Source organism: Chromatocurvus halotolerans (assembly GCF_004340525.1).
Lineage (GTDB): Bacteria > Pseudomonadota > Gammaproteobacteria > Pseudomonadales > Halieaceae > Chromatocurvus > Chromatocurvus halotolerans.
Genome location: NZ_SLWX01000004.1, coordinates 148,925 through 164,110, shown reverse-complemented (window position 1 = coordinate 164,110; position 15,186 = coordinate 148,925). Strand labels below are relative to the sequence as shown.

General features: G+C 63.6%; 14 protein-coding genes. 5 read left to right on the top strand and 9 right to left on the bottom strand.

All coding sequences use genetic code 11. The features are described 5' to 3' along the window. Nucleotides 1-58 precede the first annotated feature (58 nt). Nucleotides 59-661, top strand: coding sequence for a hypothetical protein (locus EV688_RS06435; RefSeq protein WP_117315004.1), 603 nt, complete (start codon nucleotides 59-61; stop codon nucleotides 659-661). 33 nt (nucleotides 662-694) lie between these two features. Here the strand turns inward: EV688_RS06435 and EV688_RS06430 are convergent, their stop codons facing one another. Further along, complete coding sequence (locus EV688_RS06430; RefSeq protein WP_117315002.1) at nucleotides 695-2,173, bottom strand: porin family protein; 1,479 nt, start codon at nucleotides 2,171-2,173, stop codon at nucleotides 695-697. 234 nt (nucleotides 2,174-2,407) lie between these two features. Here EV688_RS06430 and EV688_RS06425 point away from each other — a divergent pair, with 234 nt between their 5' ends. Then, the gene (locus EV688_RS06425; RefSeq protein ID WP_162883793.1) at nucleotides 2,408-3,772 is read left to right on the top strand and encodes an alginate export family protein; all 1,365 of its coding nucleotides are present in this window, start codon (nucleotides 2,408-2,410) and stop codon (nucleotides 3,770-3,772) included. A 2-nt stretch (nucleotides 3,773-3,774) separates the two neighbouring features. Here EV688_RS06425 and EV688_RS06420 read toward each other — a convergent pair whose 3' ends face one another. From EV688_RS06420 to EV688_RS06410, 3 genes are all read right to left on the bottom strand, one after another. After that, nucleotides 3,775-5,349, bottom strand: a complete 1,575-nt coding sequence (locus EV688_RS06420) for a tetratricopeptide repeat protein (RefSeq protein WP_117314998.1) — start codon at nucleotides 5,347-5,349, stop codon at nucleotides 3,775-3,777. Between the two features lie 87 nt (nucleotides 5,350-5,436). Next, the gene (epmB, locus tag EV688_RS06415) at nucleotides 5,437-6,456 is read right to left on the bottom strand and encodes an EF-P beta-lysylation protein EpmB (protein WP_420867047.1); all 1,020 of its coding nucleotides are present in this window, start codon (nucleotides 6,454-6,456) and stop codon (nucleotides 5,437-5,439) included. Between the two features lie 8 nt (nucleotides 6,457-6,464). Then, on the bottom strand, nucleotides 6,465-7,754 hold the full coding sequence (locus tag EV688_RS06410; protein ID WP_117314994.1) for an NAD(P)/FAD-dependent oxidoreductase: 1,290 nt from the start codon (nucleotides 7,752-7,754) through the stop codon (nucleotides 6,465-6,467). A 116-nt stretch (nucleotides 7,755-7,870) separates the two neighbouring features. Between EV688_RS06410 and EV688_RS06405 the strand changes: the two genes are divergently transcribed. From EV688_RS06405 to EV688_RS06395, 3 genes are read left to right on the top strand one after another with little or no spacing between them, the layout of a single operon-like run. Beyond that, nucleotides 7,871-9,220, top strand: a complete 1,350-nt coding sequence (locus EV688_RS06405; protein ID WP_117314992.1) for a glutamine synthetase family protein — start codon at nucleotides 7,871-7,873, stop codon at nucleotides 9,218-9,220. 9 nt (nucleotides 9,221-9,229) lie between these two features. After that, on the top strand, nucleotides 9,230-10,069 hold the full coding sequence (locus EV688_RS06400) for a hypothetical protein (RefSeq protein WP_117314990.1): 840 nt from the start codon (nucleotides 9,230-9,232) through the stop codon (nucleotides 10,067-10,069). 9 nt (nucleotides 10,070-10,078) lie between these two features. After that, a complete protein-coding gene (locus EV688_RS06395) occupies nucleotides 10,079-10,924 on the top strand; it encodes a LysR family transcriptional regulator (RefSeq protein WP_117314988.1) in 846 nt (281 codons plus the stop codon). A gap of 46 nt (nucleotides 10,925-10,970) precedes the next feature. On the opposite strand, the gene EV688_RS06390 is transcribed toward EV688_RS06395, so the two are convergent. The 5 genes from EV688_RS06390 to EV688_RS06370 form a co-directional block, all read right to left on the bottom strand. Beyond that, nucleotides 10,971-11,189, bottom strand: a complete 219-nt coding sequence (locus EV688_RS06390; protein WP_117314986.1) for a PA3496 family putative envelope integrity protein — start codon at nucleotides 11,187-11,189, stop codon at nucleotides 10,971-10,973. 364 nt (nucleotides 11,190-11,553) lie between these two features. Then, nucleotides 11,554-12,069: a shikimate kinase gene (locus tag EV688_RS06385; RefSeq protein ID WP_117314984.1), complete on the bottom strand. Its 516-nt coding sequence runs from the start codon at nucleotides 12,067-12,069 to the stop codon at nucleotides 11,554-11,556. Nucleotides 12,070-12,120: 51 nt separating this feature from the next. Continuing rightward, nucleotides 12,121-12,672 (bottom strand): HNH endonuclease, encoded by a 552-nt coding sequence (locus tag EV688_RS06380; RefSeq protein WP_117314982.1) that lies wholly within the window; start codon nucleotides 12,670-12,672, stop codon nucleotides 12,121-12,123. An 82-nt stretch (nucleotides 12,673-12,754) separates the two neighbouring features. Then, the gene (locus EV688_RS06375; protein ID WP_117314980.1) at nucleotides 12,755-13,393 is read right to left on the bottom strand and encodes a fumarylacetoacetate hydrolase family protein; all 639 of its coding nucleotides are present in this window, start codon (nucleotides 13,391-13,393) and stop codon (nucleotides 12,755-12,757) included. Further along, nucleotides 13,390-15,186 (bottom strand): cation:proton antiporter, encoded by a 1,797-nt coding sequence (locus tag EV688_RS06370; RefSeq protein ID WP_117314978.1) that lies wholly within the window; start codon nucleotides 15,184-15,186, stop codon nucleotides 13,390-13,392. The genes EV688_RS06375 and EV688_RS06370 overlap by 4 nt, the downstream gene beginning before the upstream one ends.

Sequence of the window (15,186 nt, the reverse complement as noted above, 5' to 3'; positions counted from 1 at the left end):
GACCGCAGTCGGCTTTTCCTTATATTGAAGCGAGAAGGTCAGGCACGAAGGAGGTGGCATGCAGGACTGCGATGCCCGGTTGTCAATATCCGAACCGTCTCTTGCCGCGTATTTCCAGCGGCGCCTTGAGGATTGCGCAAAGGAGGTCGATCCCCCACCGCAGGAGGATACCTGCTGGTACCTGAGCCAGCTGCTCGATCGCTTCGGCCGCTCTGAAGATTTTTTTGCCTGGGAGGAAGGCCGCTACGGGCTGCGGCCGCTGGCACTGCTTTACGGGGATGCGAGTGAGGCCCGGGACGACCGCGAGCGCTGCCTGCTTTTGCAGCAGCTGGGGGACATGGCCCTGTTCCTCGGTGCCCTGTTTCCCCTGCGCTACGAGCGGCGCGGTATCCGCCAGGATTACTTTATCGGCATGGGCGGAGGCGCCTACGATTATCTCGCGGAAAACGCGCGCCATGGTCGTCACATCTTTGCGGAACTTTCCGCGGCTTTCGCCACCATGCTGGAACTGGTTGCGCAGGCCTGCACCAGCGACGCCGTGCAGAGCAACGAGGACATTCTGTCACTCTACGAGAAGTGGCTCGAAACGCGCAGTCCCCTGCTAGCCCGCCAGCTGCGTGCTCTGGGCCTGGAGCCGGAGTCGCCGCTGACCCTGCAGTAGGCAGGTGGACCCACCGGTCAATCACGTGATCTGCTAGAAGCGCACGTCCCACTGCAGGCGCAAGCGGTTCTCAGAGCCTTCCCTCTGCAGCATGGGGTCCTCAAGATCGATGCGGCTGAATTCCAGCGACAGCTTGTTTTCATGACCGTCGATATACCAGTTGGCAACGCCGCTGATTTCCTCCGCGTCGTCACTGCCGCGATAATCACCCTGGTTGACGCTCGCGTAGCGCAGGCCGAACTCCAGCTGGGGCGGAACAGCCGGAAACAGGCCGTGAGGCAGCAGTCCAGCCTGAATGAAACCGCCCTCCAGCGTCGTGCGCCGGCGCGGATCCTCGAGGTCGAGGATGCGGTCGACCACTCGCTTGCGGTTGAGCTCGCCTTCCAGTGAGAAGCCGTTCCAGCGCACGCGGAGTTCCGCCATGGCCTGCTCCACGTCAAACTGTCCGTCCTGCGCCTGGTCACTGGGCGTGAAGCCGGGCAGGGAGCGGCAGCTGTTGGCGCCGGAGACGAAGCGGGTGCAGTCGCTGCGATTGGTCAGTGCGGCAATGGCGATATTGACCCGCGGTGTGCGGCTGAAGGCGAGGTCGCTATGTGCCCGGGCAATCGGTCCTCCCAGGGCATTCCACTGCAGGCGCGAGGTATACAGAAAGTCGTCATCATTGTTGTTGTCGGTGCCGCCGCGCCCGTTGAAGATGCCCAGCGTGTAGGACAGGTCGGCCGGCGAGCCCTCAAAGAGCCGACCGAAAAGCTGTGCTCCCTGCTGTCGGTTGGCGGTAAACAGGTCGTGGGCAATGGTTCGCTCGACAAACTGCTGGCGTCCCGAGGAAATCCAGAACTCCATGTTGTAGAGTGCCTTGCCGCGGCCGACCCACAGCGACGTACTGTCGCCGAGTTCCAGGGTCAGAAAAAAATCGCGAATGACACTTTCGTTCCAGTCATGCTCGATATGAAACGCCAGGCGGGGATCAATGACCTTGCCCGAGAGTATGGTGCGGATACGGTTCAGCGCATAGGAGCTGGCAGTGTCATCAAGGTCGGCGAGGTCCCTCGGGCTGTCGTCAAAGGGTGTCGAGTAACGCATCTGTGCCCGGTTCTGCAGGCCCACGCTGTAGCGACCGTCAACCGAACGCCAGCGAAGCTTACGCCCTTCGTAGCGGGCATTGACCGCAACGGCATCTGCCGGGGTCTGTTCCTGCACCGTCGCGACACTGCCTCGTTCCGGCTTCACGACTTCAGATACCACGGCAGTCGCATTGCCTGTGCCGTCTTCACGGGCCTCAAGGCGCTCAAGCCGCGCCTGCAGCTGACGGAGCTGCCCCGTCATGGCGCTTTGCTGGTCAATCAATGCCTGCGCGGAGATATACGTACCCAGCGGAATATGTCCGGCGGCATTTTTGCTGCTGACTTCGCCGGTTTCCGGGTTCAGGTACAGCTGCAAACCGTCAATCGGCGTGTCGGCAATGGAGACTGAGCAGAAGATGGTGAAAAAGCCGAACAACAGGGTTCGCATCGTGATTTCCCCCGTGGGATCGTGGTTTGCAGACCCTCGCAGGTATCCGCTGTCTGAGAGGACGCCAGTGTAGTGGAGAAATATGACAGCGATTTGTCACATGACATTATTGTGACAAAAACGTAACAGTTCATGAAGGGCGGGAGGGAGCGTTGGATTTGCGTTATCCTCAGCACGATGATGTCGGCACTTCATTGGCTCCGAGGACGCCCGGGCGGCGGCGACAGCCTGAGGGTGTGGCGCCAGTATGACTCTGGCGCTGCGCTTTCACTGCTGTGGTTGATATCCCTGCTGATTGCCCGCCCCGTCGATGCGCAGGCGGTCAATGGCGGGATGCAAGCGGGCATGACGGGCTCTTATCGGGCGCGCGTGGAACTTCTCGAAAACCCCTTCCGCCCCGTCGATACGCGCTCGGATCACCTGCTGGTGTCGCGCCTGCTGCTGCATGCAAAGGCGGATGCCGGTCCGTATCGCGCCGGGGTGGAACTGCAGGACTCCCGCGCCTTCTGGTTCAAGGCGGATACGCCGCTCGGCACGGACGACGTCAACGCGCTGGAGCCGTTGCAGGCCTATGTGGGACTGACCCACGGAACCCGGGGGCAGGGTGGCGAACTGGATATTCTCGCGGGCAGATTCACGCTGGACTACGGCTCCCGGCGCCTTCTGGCACGGAATAATTTCCGCAATACGTCCAACGCTTTCACCGGCGTGCGCGCGCAGTGGCAGCGCGCTGATGACTGGTCCGTTTCCGGGTTGTATACCTCCCCCAATGTCAGTCGGGCCAGCGATCGTCGCGCGTTGGAAGACAACGAAGTGAGCGTGGACGCACCGAGTCGCGACCGTTATTTCTGGGGCGTTACCCTGGACAATGTTTCTGCCGGCAGCAGCGGGCGAATCGATGCTTACCTGTTTGGTCTGCGCACGGCGGCCAGTGCCGGTGACCCATCGGATCGCCGCCAGCTGTTTACCCTCGGCGCTCGTGCCCGGGGCGACGTTGCCAGCTGGACCCTGGAGTGGGAAGGGGCGGTGCAGTATGGGCGTTCGCGCGATGGCCGGGCCCCGCAACCCTTCGACCTCGATCATCGTGCATGGTTTGTGCACGCCAGCGCCAGATTGCCCCTCGATGGCGCCTGGGAGCCGGGCCTGAGCCTGCGGTTTGACGCGGCCAGCGGTGACGAGGATCCAGGCGACGGCCGCAACCAGCGTTTCGACAAGCTGTTCGGTGCCCGGGCCTTCGAGCTCGGGCCCTCCGGATTCTATGGTTTGCTCACGCGCAGCAACCTGTTGTCGCCCGGTGCGCGGCTGGATCTGAGGCCGTGGCGTGCTGTGGATATACAACTCGGTTATCGCGCTGCCTGGCTGGAGAGTCGTCGCGATGTGCTGCCTGGATCGGGGCTGGGCGATGCGCGCGGCGCCTCCGGACGCTTCATTGGTCACCAGTGGGAGCTCTCCGCGCACTGGACCGATCCCTCGGGTTCACTGCAGATTGAAGCGGGGGTCACCTACCTCGACAAGGGCGGGTTCCTGAACTCGGTCCCGGGGAACCCGATGACGGGGAATACCGCCTACGGGTACACGCAGGCAACCTATACGTTCTGACATCAGGCCGGGACAGGCGCACGCTGCAGACAATAAATGCCGCCGCGAATCCAGGCGTTGCGCTCCTTGCGCAGGTCTATCACATCCTCTGCCAAAACCTGCATACCCGCCGACGTTGCACTCTGGCGGACATAATCGTTGCTGTGGCAGAAGCGGGCGCTGGACTGCAGCCTGTAGGTGCCTTCGCTCGCCAGTTCGGTGGTCAGCAGGAATCTGCCGCCATCATTCAGGCGCTGTGCAACGCTGTCGAACAGTGGCTGCAGATCGCCCACATAGGGCAGAGCGTCTGCACACAGCACCAGGTCGAAGGTCTCCTCCTGCTCGCTGAGGAAGTCCACGGCATCAATGGCAAACAGATGATCATAGATGCCTTTCGTGGCGGCCTTGTTCAGCATGCCCGCGGACAGGTCCAGCCCAACAAGGCGGGTAACCCGATCCTTGAAGGCAACGCCGGCTAGGCCGGTGCCGCAGCCGATATCCAGGGCATTGGCATAGTGACGACCCTCCTCGGGAAGGCCGTCGAGAAGCTGCCGCAGCTCCCGCGGCCCATCGTAGGCAAGATCCGATGTCAGATGCTGCTCGAAGCGCTCGGCGTAGCTGTCGAAAACGGCCCGGGTGTATTCCATCGGTGCACGGGTGCGCCGGTCGCCGCGCAGCGCCGCCAGCAGGTGGTTCGCCGAGGGCGCATCGGGTGAGAGCGCCAGCACTCGTTGCAGTGCCTCGATCGCGTCTTCCGTCTTGCCTCGGTTGACCAGGCAATTGGCGACGCCAAGCTGGGCGGTCGTGTCTGCCGCGTTCTTCTTCAGAAGCCTGCGGTAGAGTTGTTCTGCCTGCGCAAAGCGGTCGGCGAGGAAGTAGGTCTGTGCCAGGTTGCGATTGGCCTCGTCGAAGTCAGGATCGATTTCCAGCGCATTCTCGTAGCAGATGCACGCCTGCGCGGCGTCCTGCTGGTCGTGCAGCGCGTTGCCCATGTTGTTGTAGGCCTGGGGGTAGAGCGGGCGCAGGTTAAGCGCCTTTTTGTAGGCATTCACCGCCTCTCCGCTGCGTCCGCACTGGCGCAGGGCATTGCCGTGGTTGTAGTGAATCTCGGCGTCGCCACCGGTGGTTTTCAGCAATGCCTGGAAGCATTTCTCGGCATCGTCGAAGCGCCCCAGCTCGCCCAGAGTGGATGCCAGATTGTTGAGTGCCTCGGCGAAGCGTGGCTCCTCGCGCAGCGCCTGCTCGAAACAGGTCGCCGCCTCCTTCTTGTCGCCCAGTCGGCTGCAGATGACGCCGTGCAGATTGTGCAGCGCCGGTTGGTGGGGATGCAGCCGACACAGACGCGCCGCTTCGCTGCGCGCCCGGGGCAGGTTGGACTGCATCAGCGATGCCACCCGCTCGAAGTCTGCCTGGGTCAGCGCGGCGACCTCGCCACGGGTGGCCTGGAGGTCGCGCAGGGCTTTCCTCGCCTTCTTGTTCTGCGGCTGCTGCTGCAGTATCTGGTGGTACAGGCGTTTGGCCGCGTCCACCTGGTTCTGCGCCGCGAGCTGCCGGGCACGCTTCATTGCGTCGTCGGGGGAGAGGGTCTGTCTGGCCATGATTCGCTTGCTTGTGGTCCGAGGAAGATCGAGGTCTGCAACTTTATGCGCTGGGACCGGTCAAGTACAGTTGCCCGCACGAGCCGGTCAGTAAGGGTAGCGTGGTGTCAGCTCGCGCTTGCTGCCCTCACCGGAGCTCTCCCGCACCAGTCTGGGGACAAAATAGCCGGGGCAGCGCACCGCGAGTTCACCCACCAGTTCCCGGGCTCGCGTTTCGTCAACGGCAAAGTGCGCCGCGCCGCGGACCCGATCGAGAAGATGCACGTAATAGGGCAGCACACCGGCGCCAAAGAGCGCGCTGGACAGGCGCGACAGTGTATCCGCGCTGTCATTGACCCCTGTCAGCAGAACCGACTGGTTGAGCAGGGTGACACCTGCCTCCCGCAGGCGCCCGGCGGCGGCAGCGACAGTGGTGTCGACCTCGTTGGGATGGTTGCTGTGCAGCACCATGACCGTGGCTATCCCGGGGCGACAGATGGCCCTGAGCAGTCCGGGTGTGACCCTGTCGGGAATGACGACCGGCAGGCGTGTGTGGATGCGCAGGGTGGTGACGTGTGGCACGGCGGCGAGGGCGTCCATCAGCGCTGAGAGGGTGTCGTCCCGCGCCACCAGTGGATCGCCGCCGCTGAGTATCACCTCGGTAATGCTGGTGTCGGCGCGGATATAGGCAATGGCGTCCTGCCACTCCCTGCGACTGAGCTGGTTCTCGCCGTAAGGAAAGTGGCGTCGAAAGCAGTAGCGGCAGTTCACGGCGCAGCCACTGGCCACGGTCATCAGCAGTCGTCCGTGATACTTGTGGATGATCCCGGGCACGGGGTTGGCAGCACCGGTCTCGCCCACGGGATCGTCGCTGTAACCGGGGTGAGGCGCGTTTTCCGCGCTGCCCGCCAGCACCTGGCGAAGCAGGGGGTCGTCGGCGTCACCGGGCTGCATGCGCCCGACAAAGGCCCGCGGCACCTTCATGGCGAAGTCGTCATCTGCCTGTGCGGAAAATCCCAGCCGCGAAGGCTCAAGACCCAGCGCAGCGGCGAGCTCCGCGGGACTGCGTATGGCATCGCGAAGCTGCTGCTGCCAGCTGTCGTCGGCCTTTGTCTGCAGGGGAATCAGCGTCATGCTCAGCGGGCCAGGCGGTCGCGCAGACTGAAAAACAGCATGCCCGCTACCAGTCCTGGCCAGCGCAGGAGCGTGCCGCCGGGAAAGCGCGGCGATGGCACATCCGCCATGACATCAAAGCGTGAGGCGTGTCCGGATATGGCTTCAGACACCAGTTTGCCTGCCAGCGTTGCAATCGGTACGCCGTGACCGGAGTAACCGTGGGCGTAATACACCTGCGGCGACAGACGCCCGAAATCCGGCATCCGGTTCATGGTGATGGCGAGCGTTCCGCCCCAGCCGTAGTCGATGCGCGTGTCCTTGAGTTCCGGGTAGATCTTCAGCATGTGGGGACGCACGAAGTTCCTGATATCGGCCGGGAAGCGGCGGCTATAGGTCTCGCCGCCACCGAACAGCAGTCGGTTGTCGGCGGACAGCTTCCAGTAGTTGACGACAAAGCGGGTGTCCGTCATCGACGTGTTGTCGCGGATAAGACGGCGGGCGGTGGCTTCTGGCAGCGGCTCCGTTGCCAGCATGTAGTTGTTGATCGGCATGATGCGACCGGCAGTGCGCGGCTCGAGGCGGTCGAGATAGCCGTTGCAGGCCAGCAGGAGAAAATCCGCCGTGACGCTGCCTGCTGCTGTCTGGACGACAACGTTCTCGCCTTCCCGGTAGCCGGTCACGCGGCTGTTTTCATGCAGCGACGCACCGAGCGACTGCGCCGCCGCCGCCAGTCCGAGAGCATAATTCAGGGGATGCAGATGGCGCGCGCCGGCATCCAGCGTTGCGCCGTGAAAGCCCCTGGCAGAGGTCCGCTCAGCCAGCGCTGTTGCGTCGAGATAGCGGATGTCCTCGTAGCCGTAGGCCGTCTGCAGGTGTTCCGTTTCTTCGGCCAGTTCTCTGGCATCGCCGGCGCAGCTGGCGACGTGAAGATTCCCCGTCCTCAGCTCGCAGTCAATCGCAAATTCCTCGACCAGGTCGCAAACCGTGCGCACGCCTTCCAGCCCCAGGTCCCAGAGGGCGCGCGCCCTCTGCATGCCCACCAGTTTTTCCAGCGCGTGCTGGCCGGCGCGCTGGCCGGTGCCGACATGGCCGCCGTTGCGTCCGGAGGCGCCCCAGCCAACGCGATTGGCTTCCAGAACAATCACGCTGTAGCCGAGCTTGCGCAGATGGATCGCGCTGGACAGTCCCGTGTAGCCGCCGCCGACAATACACACATCGGCGCGGGTGCTTTCGGTGAGGGCGGGAAACTCAAGCTGGCGATTGGCGCTCGCGGCGTACCAGGAGTCGACGTGGGCTGGGGCGTTTGACATGGCGTTAGCATAGCGATGGCCGTGATGCGCACAGGATACCACTCTGCGCGCGGCGCGACTTGCCCGCTTCTCGTCTGTGCTGCGATACTGCTGTGAATGCGCGGTCGGACCCCCCCATGGAAGACGATAAACAGATCATCAGGAACTGGATCAAGGAACACCAGATATCGGAAGTGGAGGTGCTGGTTCCCGATCTGACCGGCAACGCCCGCGGCAAGTTCATTCCCGCCCACCAGTTTCTCAATGACACCTACCCCAAGCTGCCGGAGAGCATTCTCGTGCAGACGGTGACCGGGGAGTATTCCGACGAGCACTGGGATTTTGTCGAGCCGACAGATACCGACATGCTGCTGAAGCCGGACGTCAGCACACTGCGCGTGGTGCCCTGGGCGCGGGAACCCACCGCTCAGCTCATCCACGACTGCTACACCATGGATGGCAAGCTGCACCCGCTGGCGTCGCGCACCATTCTGCGCAAGGTGCTCGACGCCTACGCGGCACTCGGCCTGAAGCCGGTGATCGCGCCGGAGGTGGAATTCTACCTGGTCAGTCGCAATACCGACGCCGATATCGAGCTGATTCCCCCGATCGGTCGCTCGGGCCGCCGCGAGTCCGCGCGGCTGTCCTACAGCATTGACGCGGTTTCCGAGTTCGAGGATTTCGTCGAGGATATGTATGAGTATGCGGACGCGCAGCAGCTGCAGGTCGATACGCTGATTCATGAGAACGGCGCGGCGCAGATGGAAATCAACTTCCGCCACGGCGACCCGATGAGCCTCGCCGATCAGGTATTCGTGTTCAAGCGCACGGTGCGTGAAACCGCCTTCAAGCACGACATGTATGCCACCTTCATGGCCAAGCCGATGAAGATCGAGCCCGGCAGCGCGATGCACATTCACCAGAGCCTGATCGACATCAAGACCGGTCGCAACGTGTTCGCCGACGAGAACGGCAAGTTCACCGATACGCTGCTGAGCTACATCGCCGGCCTGCAGCGCTACACGCCGGAGCTGATCAGCCTGTATGCCCCGAACGTCAATTCCTATCGCCGGCTGGCGCCGGACATTGCCGCGCCGATCAACCTGAACTGGGGCTTTGACAACCGCACCACGGCGTTTCGCGTGCCGCACAGCGAGCCGACCGCAACGCGGGTGGAGAATCGCTTCCCCGGGGCCGATGCGAACCCCTACCTGGCCATTGCCGCGAGTCTGGCCAGTGGCCTGCTCGGCATGCAGAAACAGCTGCAGCCCTCCGAGCCGCACAGCGGCACGGCCAACGAGGATGATGTTGAAGTGGCGCGAACGCTGGAGGAGGGTCTGCGCAACCTGCGCATGACGCCGGAGCTTTGCGACCTGTTCGGTGACCTGTTCCTGCGCGCCTACACCGCCGTCAAGCTGGACGAGTTCGAGGAATTCAACCAGGTCATTAGCTCCTGGGAGCGCGAGCACCTGCTGCTGCAGGTGTAGCGGGTCCGCATGCTGACGCGTTCGAGGCTGTACGCGGGGGTCAAGTACCTGACTTACAGTCTGCTGATCGTCAATGTCTATCTGTTTCTGGCAGAAGAGCTGAACGCACTGCAGCACACCTTCATGGATGGTTTTGGCGCCGGTGAGCTGGTTCAGATTTTCTCCACGACCATCGACACCGCAGCCTGGGTGTTTCTGCTGCTGCTGTTCGAGCTGGAGACATCGGTCCTCGAGGACCAGCGTATCCGTGGCTGGGTGCGGCATGGTCTCCACGGCGCGCGCATTCTCTGCTACATCGCGATTGTCTACGCATTCACCGGCTACTGCTCAGTGATGATGGCGCTCTACGATGTCAGTCCCTTGGCCGGAGCGCTGCCCTGTGAGCGGCTGGACGAGACATGGTCGGTGCTGGTGACGCTCGATCACTACACGCCGCTGAATGCGGCGAACTGCGCATCGCTTGGCAGCGCTGCCCTCCAGATCGGCGGTTTTTCCGTTCTGGCCTCCCCGGAGGTACTGCAGTCGGCCCGCTGGCTGGCATGGACCGACGTCATCAATGCCGGTGCCTGGATACTGGTGGTGGTGATCCTCGAGGTCGAGGTCCGGCTGCAGCTGCGGAGGGACCTGTCAGACCGCATTATGCGCACCACCCAGGTCTTCAAGTCGGGGATTTACGCGATCCTTTTCATGGCCGCCGCTTACTGGGGCGTGAAAGGCAGTTTTCTGGATTTCTGGGACGCCAGCCTGTGGCTGTTTGCGTTCATTTTCATCGAGCTCAACGTGTTCGACTGGCAGCAGGAGACCCGGGGCGAGACGCCCATGCACCGATCGAACGCCGTGGCCCGGTAGGCGCTGGCATTGGATACCGAACTTCTGCGAACCTTTCTCGAAGTGCGCAATACGCGGCACTTCGGACGCGCCGCCAGCAATCTGTTCCTGACCCAGGCGGCTGTCAGTGCACGTATCCGCCAGCTCGAGGCGGCGCTGGGCGTCACGCTGTTCGTGCGTGAGCGCAACAACATACGCCTCAGCAGTGAGGGCGAGCGACTGGTGCCCCACGCCGAGACCGTACTGATGGCGCTGGCACGGGCGCGCCGCGATATGTCGCTTGAGGACTCTGGTGCTTACCCTGTCCATCTGCTGGTGCGCAGCGGTATCTGGACGCCTGCGCTGCAGGACAGGCTGGATGCCCTGCTGACGGCGCAACCGGACCTGCTGCTGCGGCTGGACAGTCGGCAATCGGATGTTATCGCCCGCATACTTCTGGACCGCACTGCGGACATCGCGCTGATGTTCGAGCCGCCGGGTGTCCCCGAGCTGGAATGCGCCGCGGTCGGCGACCTTACGCTGCGCCTCTACAGTTCGCGTCGACGCGACAGCCTGCAGCGTGCCCTGGCCGGGAACTACGTTTACCTGAACTGGGGGACGGCCTTCGCGCGCTTTCACTCGCGGCGCTACGGTGAACACGCGGCGACGCGGCTGCAGACCAACATGATCGAGGTGGCTCGGGACCACATCACGAAACAGGGGGGCGCCTGTTACCTGCCGGAAAGCCAGCGGCGGGCACTGGTGGACAGCGGGCTGCATCCGGTGCCGGATGCACCCGTGTTTGAACGTCAGCTGCACATGGCGTGGCACGCCAGTGCGGTACGGCGGGACGTACTGGAGGGACTGGCTGAGAGTTTCTCCGGCCTGCGGATCTAGTGAGCCACGCCGCGTGACCCACTCGCAGACCGGATGCGACCTCCGGTCAGTAATCCTCCAGCTCGAGTTCGTAATCGCCCAGTTCCTCGCGCAGGCGTCTCTCTTCCAGACGCCTTTCGGCGCGACGTCGCTTGGCCGCCAGGCGCTGCTTTTCCGTTGAGAAGGGTGCCAGCGTCTCCAGGGTGTCATCCTCGACATCACCCAGTGCCGGTTCGTACATGTCGTCCATGCCATCGGCGGAGGACAGTTGCTCGCGATCGCCCATGAATCACCTCCCAATGATCTACCCGGACTGATTTCGCGGCAATATGGGGCAGGCTACCCGCCGAGTAAATCAAAAGTTTATTGCCGATACGATCAATATTGCTGATGGATGGGCGGCCCGGTGCCGTCCCTGGATTCCCTTGCCGCTGTGACGTCCCTGTCTGTGCTCGTCCATGAGCGCTCGGCCTGCCGGGCCACCGTAACGAGGGACAGCAATTTGCGTGCCGCCTGGGGTTGCAAGCCGCCGGCGGGCGGCTCCGCGCCATCCGGGATTCCCCTGCTGTGTCCGCTCTGGCTGTCGGACGCGACGGACAGGCCTGGTGGGCCACGTGGTAGGTTCGGTAACGCCCGGCCTCAGCCCCGGATCAGGAGAGGGCGTCGTGGATAGCGGCTGCAACCTGATCCGCGCTGCCGTCCGCCGCGTCCACCACGACATCCGCGTGGTGCTCATAGATCGGACAGCGCTCTGCATACACATCGGCGTAGGTCTGCGAGCCCTCTCTGGCGATGCCGCGCAAGGGATTGGCCGCCACTCGCTGCTCCAGCGTGGCGATGTCTGCCCGCAGATAGACTACCGGCCCTGCGGCTTTCAGGCGATCCATTACCGGGTCACTGAAGATCACGCTGCCGCCGGTGGACACCACGGCGTCCTCAAGGCCGACATCCAGCAGGACTTCCTGCTCGATCCGGCGAAATCCCTGGTTGCCATGCTGCTCCAGAATTTCCTGGAGCGATGCCCCCCGGCGTTGCTGTATGGCAAGGTCGGTGTCGCAGAACCCCAGCCCGCAGAGTTTGGCGAGAATCACGCCGACGGTGCTCTTGCCAACGCCGGGCATGCCGATCAGGCTGATGGTGCGGTGTGTGGTGAAGCGGTTACTCATGCGCTGGGCATCATTCCCGGGAATCGACAGCGACTGAGGATGGCAGCAGGCTTAATGGGCCCAGTCGCGCTCGGCCTTGAACTGTCGGGACAGGTACTCCATCTGGTCGGAGAGGATGCGTTCCTTGGCCAGGAAGTGCCACTCATAGGGGTTTGGCCGGAACGGCACGGCGAGCAGCGGCATGTGGGCTTCCTCCGGTGTCTTGTTGTCTTTCTGCCAGTTGCAGCGCTTGCAGGCGGCAACCACGTTCTCCCAGCGATCCCCGCCGCCGCGTGACACCGGAAGCACATGGTCGCGGGTGAGTTCGCTGCGCTGGAAACGGTTGCCGCAGTAAAGACAGCGCTGATCGTCGCGACGGAACAGCGTGCGGTTGCACAGCGGCGGCGAAAAATTGGAGACGATACGGCCGCCGAGGGCAACAATGGGCTGTACGTCCATGCGCGAGCGCTCGCCGCTGCAGCGCTGGACGCCACCGAAGACCGGCGGCAGGGGCTCCCCGATGCCGTAAACCACGTCGCCGCGGGCGTAAGCCGTGATGGCTTCGTGCAGACTCATCCAGCCGCGGGGCTGTCCCGCGAGATCCAGTTTCAGTATTGCTTGCATGGCAGGCAACTCGGAACGATTGCCTCAACGCTACTGTAATTGCTCGCTCAGTACAATCCATCACCGAAGTCCTTTGCTGGGGTCAGGTCCCATCGGGACCTGACCCCACAAGGGCGCGCCAGCGCCCCTCCGCCTGCACCACGCCGTCGGCAAGAATGCGGCCATGGAAGTCTGCACCCGGTGTTACCGGTCCGACCCCCTCGGGCGTGCCGGTCATGATGATGTCGCCGTCCTCGAGGGTCATGAAGCTCGACAGCGTTTCAAGGATGATTGCCGGAGAGTACAGCATCAGGGAGGCCTGACCGCGCTGTCGCTCCGTGCCGTCAATGCAAAGCTGCACTTCCAGCGACTCGATAGCGACGGAGAGGGGCATAAAGGGACTGAAAAGCGCGGCGCCGTCGAACGCCTTGGCCCTTTCCCAGGGCAGGCCGCGGGACTTCAGGCTCGACTGCAGCTCGCGGCGCGTGAGGTCGAGGCCGAAGCCGACCGCCGCCAGACGACCGCCAGTGACCATGAAGGCGATTTCGCCCTCGTAATGCAGCGGCTCGCCCTGCAGACTGGCGCGCAGCTCACCGCCAATTGCGGAATTTGGTTTCAGGAAGATCACGGGGCTGTCCGGCACCGCGTTGCCAAGCTCCTCGATATGGCGGGCATAGTTGCGGCCCACGCAGACAATCTTCGAGGGTGTTGCGATGCCGTCGCCGACAATGACCGTATTCATGTTTCCTCCACCGGGTGATCGTCAATCGGCCAGACCAGAGCCACGAGCCTGCCACTGGTCGCGGCATCAGGCTGCGCCTCCTCGTTGAGCACGCGCAGCTTGCCGTTGCCGTCGATCGAGAAGAGCGGGAGGAGATTACTGGCGTTTTTCTCGCGGTAGGCAGCCACGTCGAATTCGTCCGTCAGGTTTATCGTTTTTACCTCAGCGCCACGGGCCAGCAGGCTTGCCAGCTTCTGGTAGGTCACGTCGTCCTGGAACAGGCGCGGCACTCGGTATTCGTCGGCGAGCTTCTCGCGCTCTGAGGTCTCCCTGTCCTCGTCATTGCGCAGGCTGAAGACGCGGGTGGGGCCAAATTCCGTGCGATATTTCATGCAGGCAAGGGTATTCCAGCGCGGGCGCCGCGACATGGCAAACAGGCGGCCGATACCGACCAGCTCGAGGTAGCGGTCGGCGTGGGACGAGATGGGATCGCCGTAGTAGGTCTCGAGCCCCGCCATTCGCGCGCTGCGGATTTCCTCGTAGGAGGTGTCCGCCAGCTTCACCCGGAAGCCCTGCTGCTGCAGGGCATGGCCGACGGCACGCGCCACCGGGTTGGCGCCTACGATGAGCATACCGTTCGGCTCCGCCTCGGCAAGGCCGAGCCATCGCGTGGCCAGGCGCGCCGTGAGGCTTTGCAGGACCACCGTTGCGATAATCACCAGGAAGGTATAGGCCACCAGGTCCGTCGCGCCCGGGTATCCGGCGTCAGCCAGACGCAGCGCAAACAGCGACGATACCGCCGCGGCAACAATGCCGCGCGGTGCCACCCAGCTGAGCAGCGCTTTCTGTCGCCAGCTGTAGCTGCCGCCAAGGGTGGAGGCCCAGACCACGATCGGCCTGGCCAGCAGCACCACCGCCAGGACAATCACGCCGCTCCAGCCGGTGGCGAGAATGTCCATGGGATCCACCCGGGCACCGAGGACGATGAACAGCATGGAGATGATGAGTATCGACAGGCTTTCCTTGAAACTCAGTATTTCGCTGACGCCCACGTCTTTCATGTTGCCCAGCCAGATCCCCATGACGGTGACCGTGAGCAGGCCGGACTCGTGGGCGACGAAATCGCTGCCGGCGAACATCATCACCACCCAGGCCAGCGTTACCACATTGACCAGGTATTCCGGGACCCAGTGGCGGCGCAGCACGAAGCCCAGGGTGAAGGCGCCGGCAAAACCGGCGGCAAGGCCGACGCCGATGCTGCCGGCAAATACCTGCCAGGAGTCGGTGCCGGACACCAGGTACTGAAAGACCAGGACCGCCAGCAGCGCCCCCACCGGGTCGATCAGAATGCCTTCCCAGCGCAGCACCTGGCTGACGTCCGCTTTCGCCCGCATTGTGCGCAGCAGCGGATTGATCACGGTGGGGCCGGTGACCACCACCAGCGCGGCGAACAGGAAGGCGATTTCCGGCGAGAAGCCAGCCAGCCACCAGCAGCCCAGCGCCATGAGCAGCCAGTTCAGCAGCGCGCCCCAGCTGACGAGGTTGGTCACCGCCCGGCCATGGCCGCGGAGGTCGCGGAAGTTGAGCGTCATGCCGCCCTCAAAGAGCACCAGCGCGACACCCAGTGACACCAGGGGGAAGAGAAGATCACCGAACTGTTCGTCGGGGCGCAGCAGTCCGGTGACCGGGCCGGCGACAATGCCGAGGATGAGCAGGGCCAGGATCGACGGCTGTTTCAGGCGCCAGGACAGCCACTGGGCACCGACCCCGAGCACCAGTACCGCGGCCAGGATGTAGAGCAGGTTCTGGTCCAC

Bases quoted from the DNA above. Each gene is read 5' to 3' on its own strand.
- EV688_RS06400 (WP_117314990.1), top strand. From the start codon at position 9,230: ATGCTGACGCGTTCGAGGCTGTACGCGGGGGTCAAGTACCTGACTTAC.
- EV688_RS06410 (WP_117314994.1), bottom strand. From the start codon at position 7,754: ATGTCAAACGCCCCAGCCCACGTCGACTCCTGGTACGCCGCGAGCGCC.
- EV688_RS06430 (WP_117315002.1), bottom strand. From the start codon at position 2,173: ATGCGAACCCTGTTGTTCGGCTTTTTCACCATCTTCTGCTCAGTCTCC.
- EV688_RS06385 (WP_117314984.1), bottom strand. From the start codon at position 12,069: ATGAGTAACCGCTTCACCACACACCGCACCATCAGCCTGATCGGCATG.
- EV688_RS06435 (WP_117315004.1), top strand. From the start codon at position 59: ATGCAGGACTGCGATGCCCGGTTGTCAATATCCGAACCGTCTCTTGCC.
- EV688_RS06375 (WP_117314980.1), bottom strand. From the start codon at position 13,393: ATGAATACGGTCATTGTCGGCGACGGCATCGCAACACCCTCGAAGATT.
- EV688_RS06390 (WP_117314986.1), bottom strand. From the start codon at position 11,189: ATGGGCGATCGCGAGCAACTGTCCTCCGCCGATGGCATGGACGACATG.
- EV688_RS06420 (WP_117314998.1), bottom strand. From the start codon at position 5,349: ATGGCCAGACAGACCCTCTCCCCCGACGACGCAATGAAGCGTGCCCGG.
- EV688_RS06380 (WP_117314982.1), bottom strand. From the start codon at position 12,672: ATGCAAGCAATACTGAAACTGGATCTCGCGGGACAGCCCCGCGGCTGG.
- EV688_RS06405 (WP_117314992.1), top strand. From the start codon at position 7,871: ATGGAAGACGATAAACAGATCATCAGGAACTGGATCAAGGAACACCAG.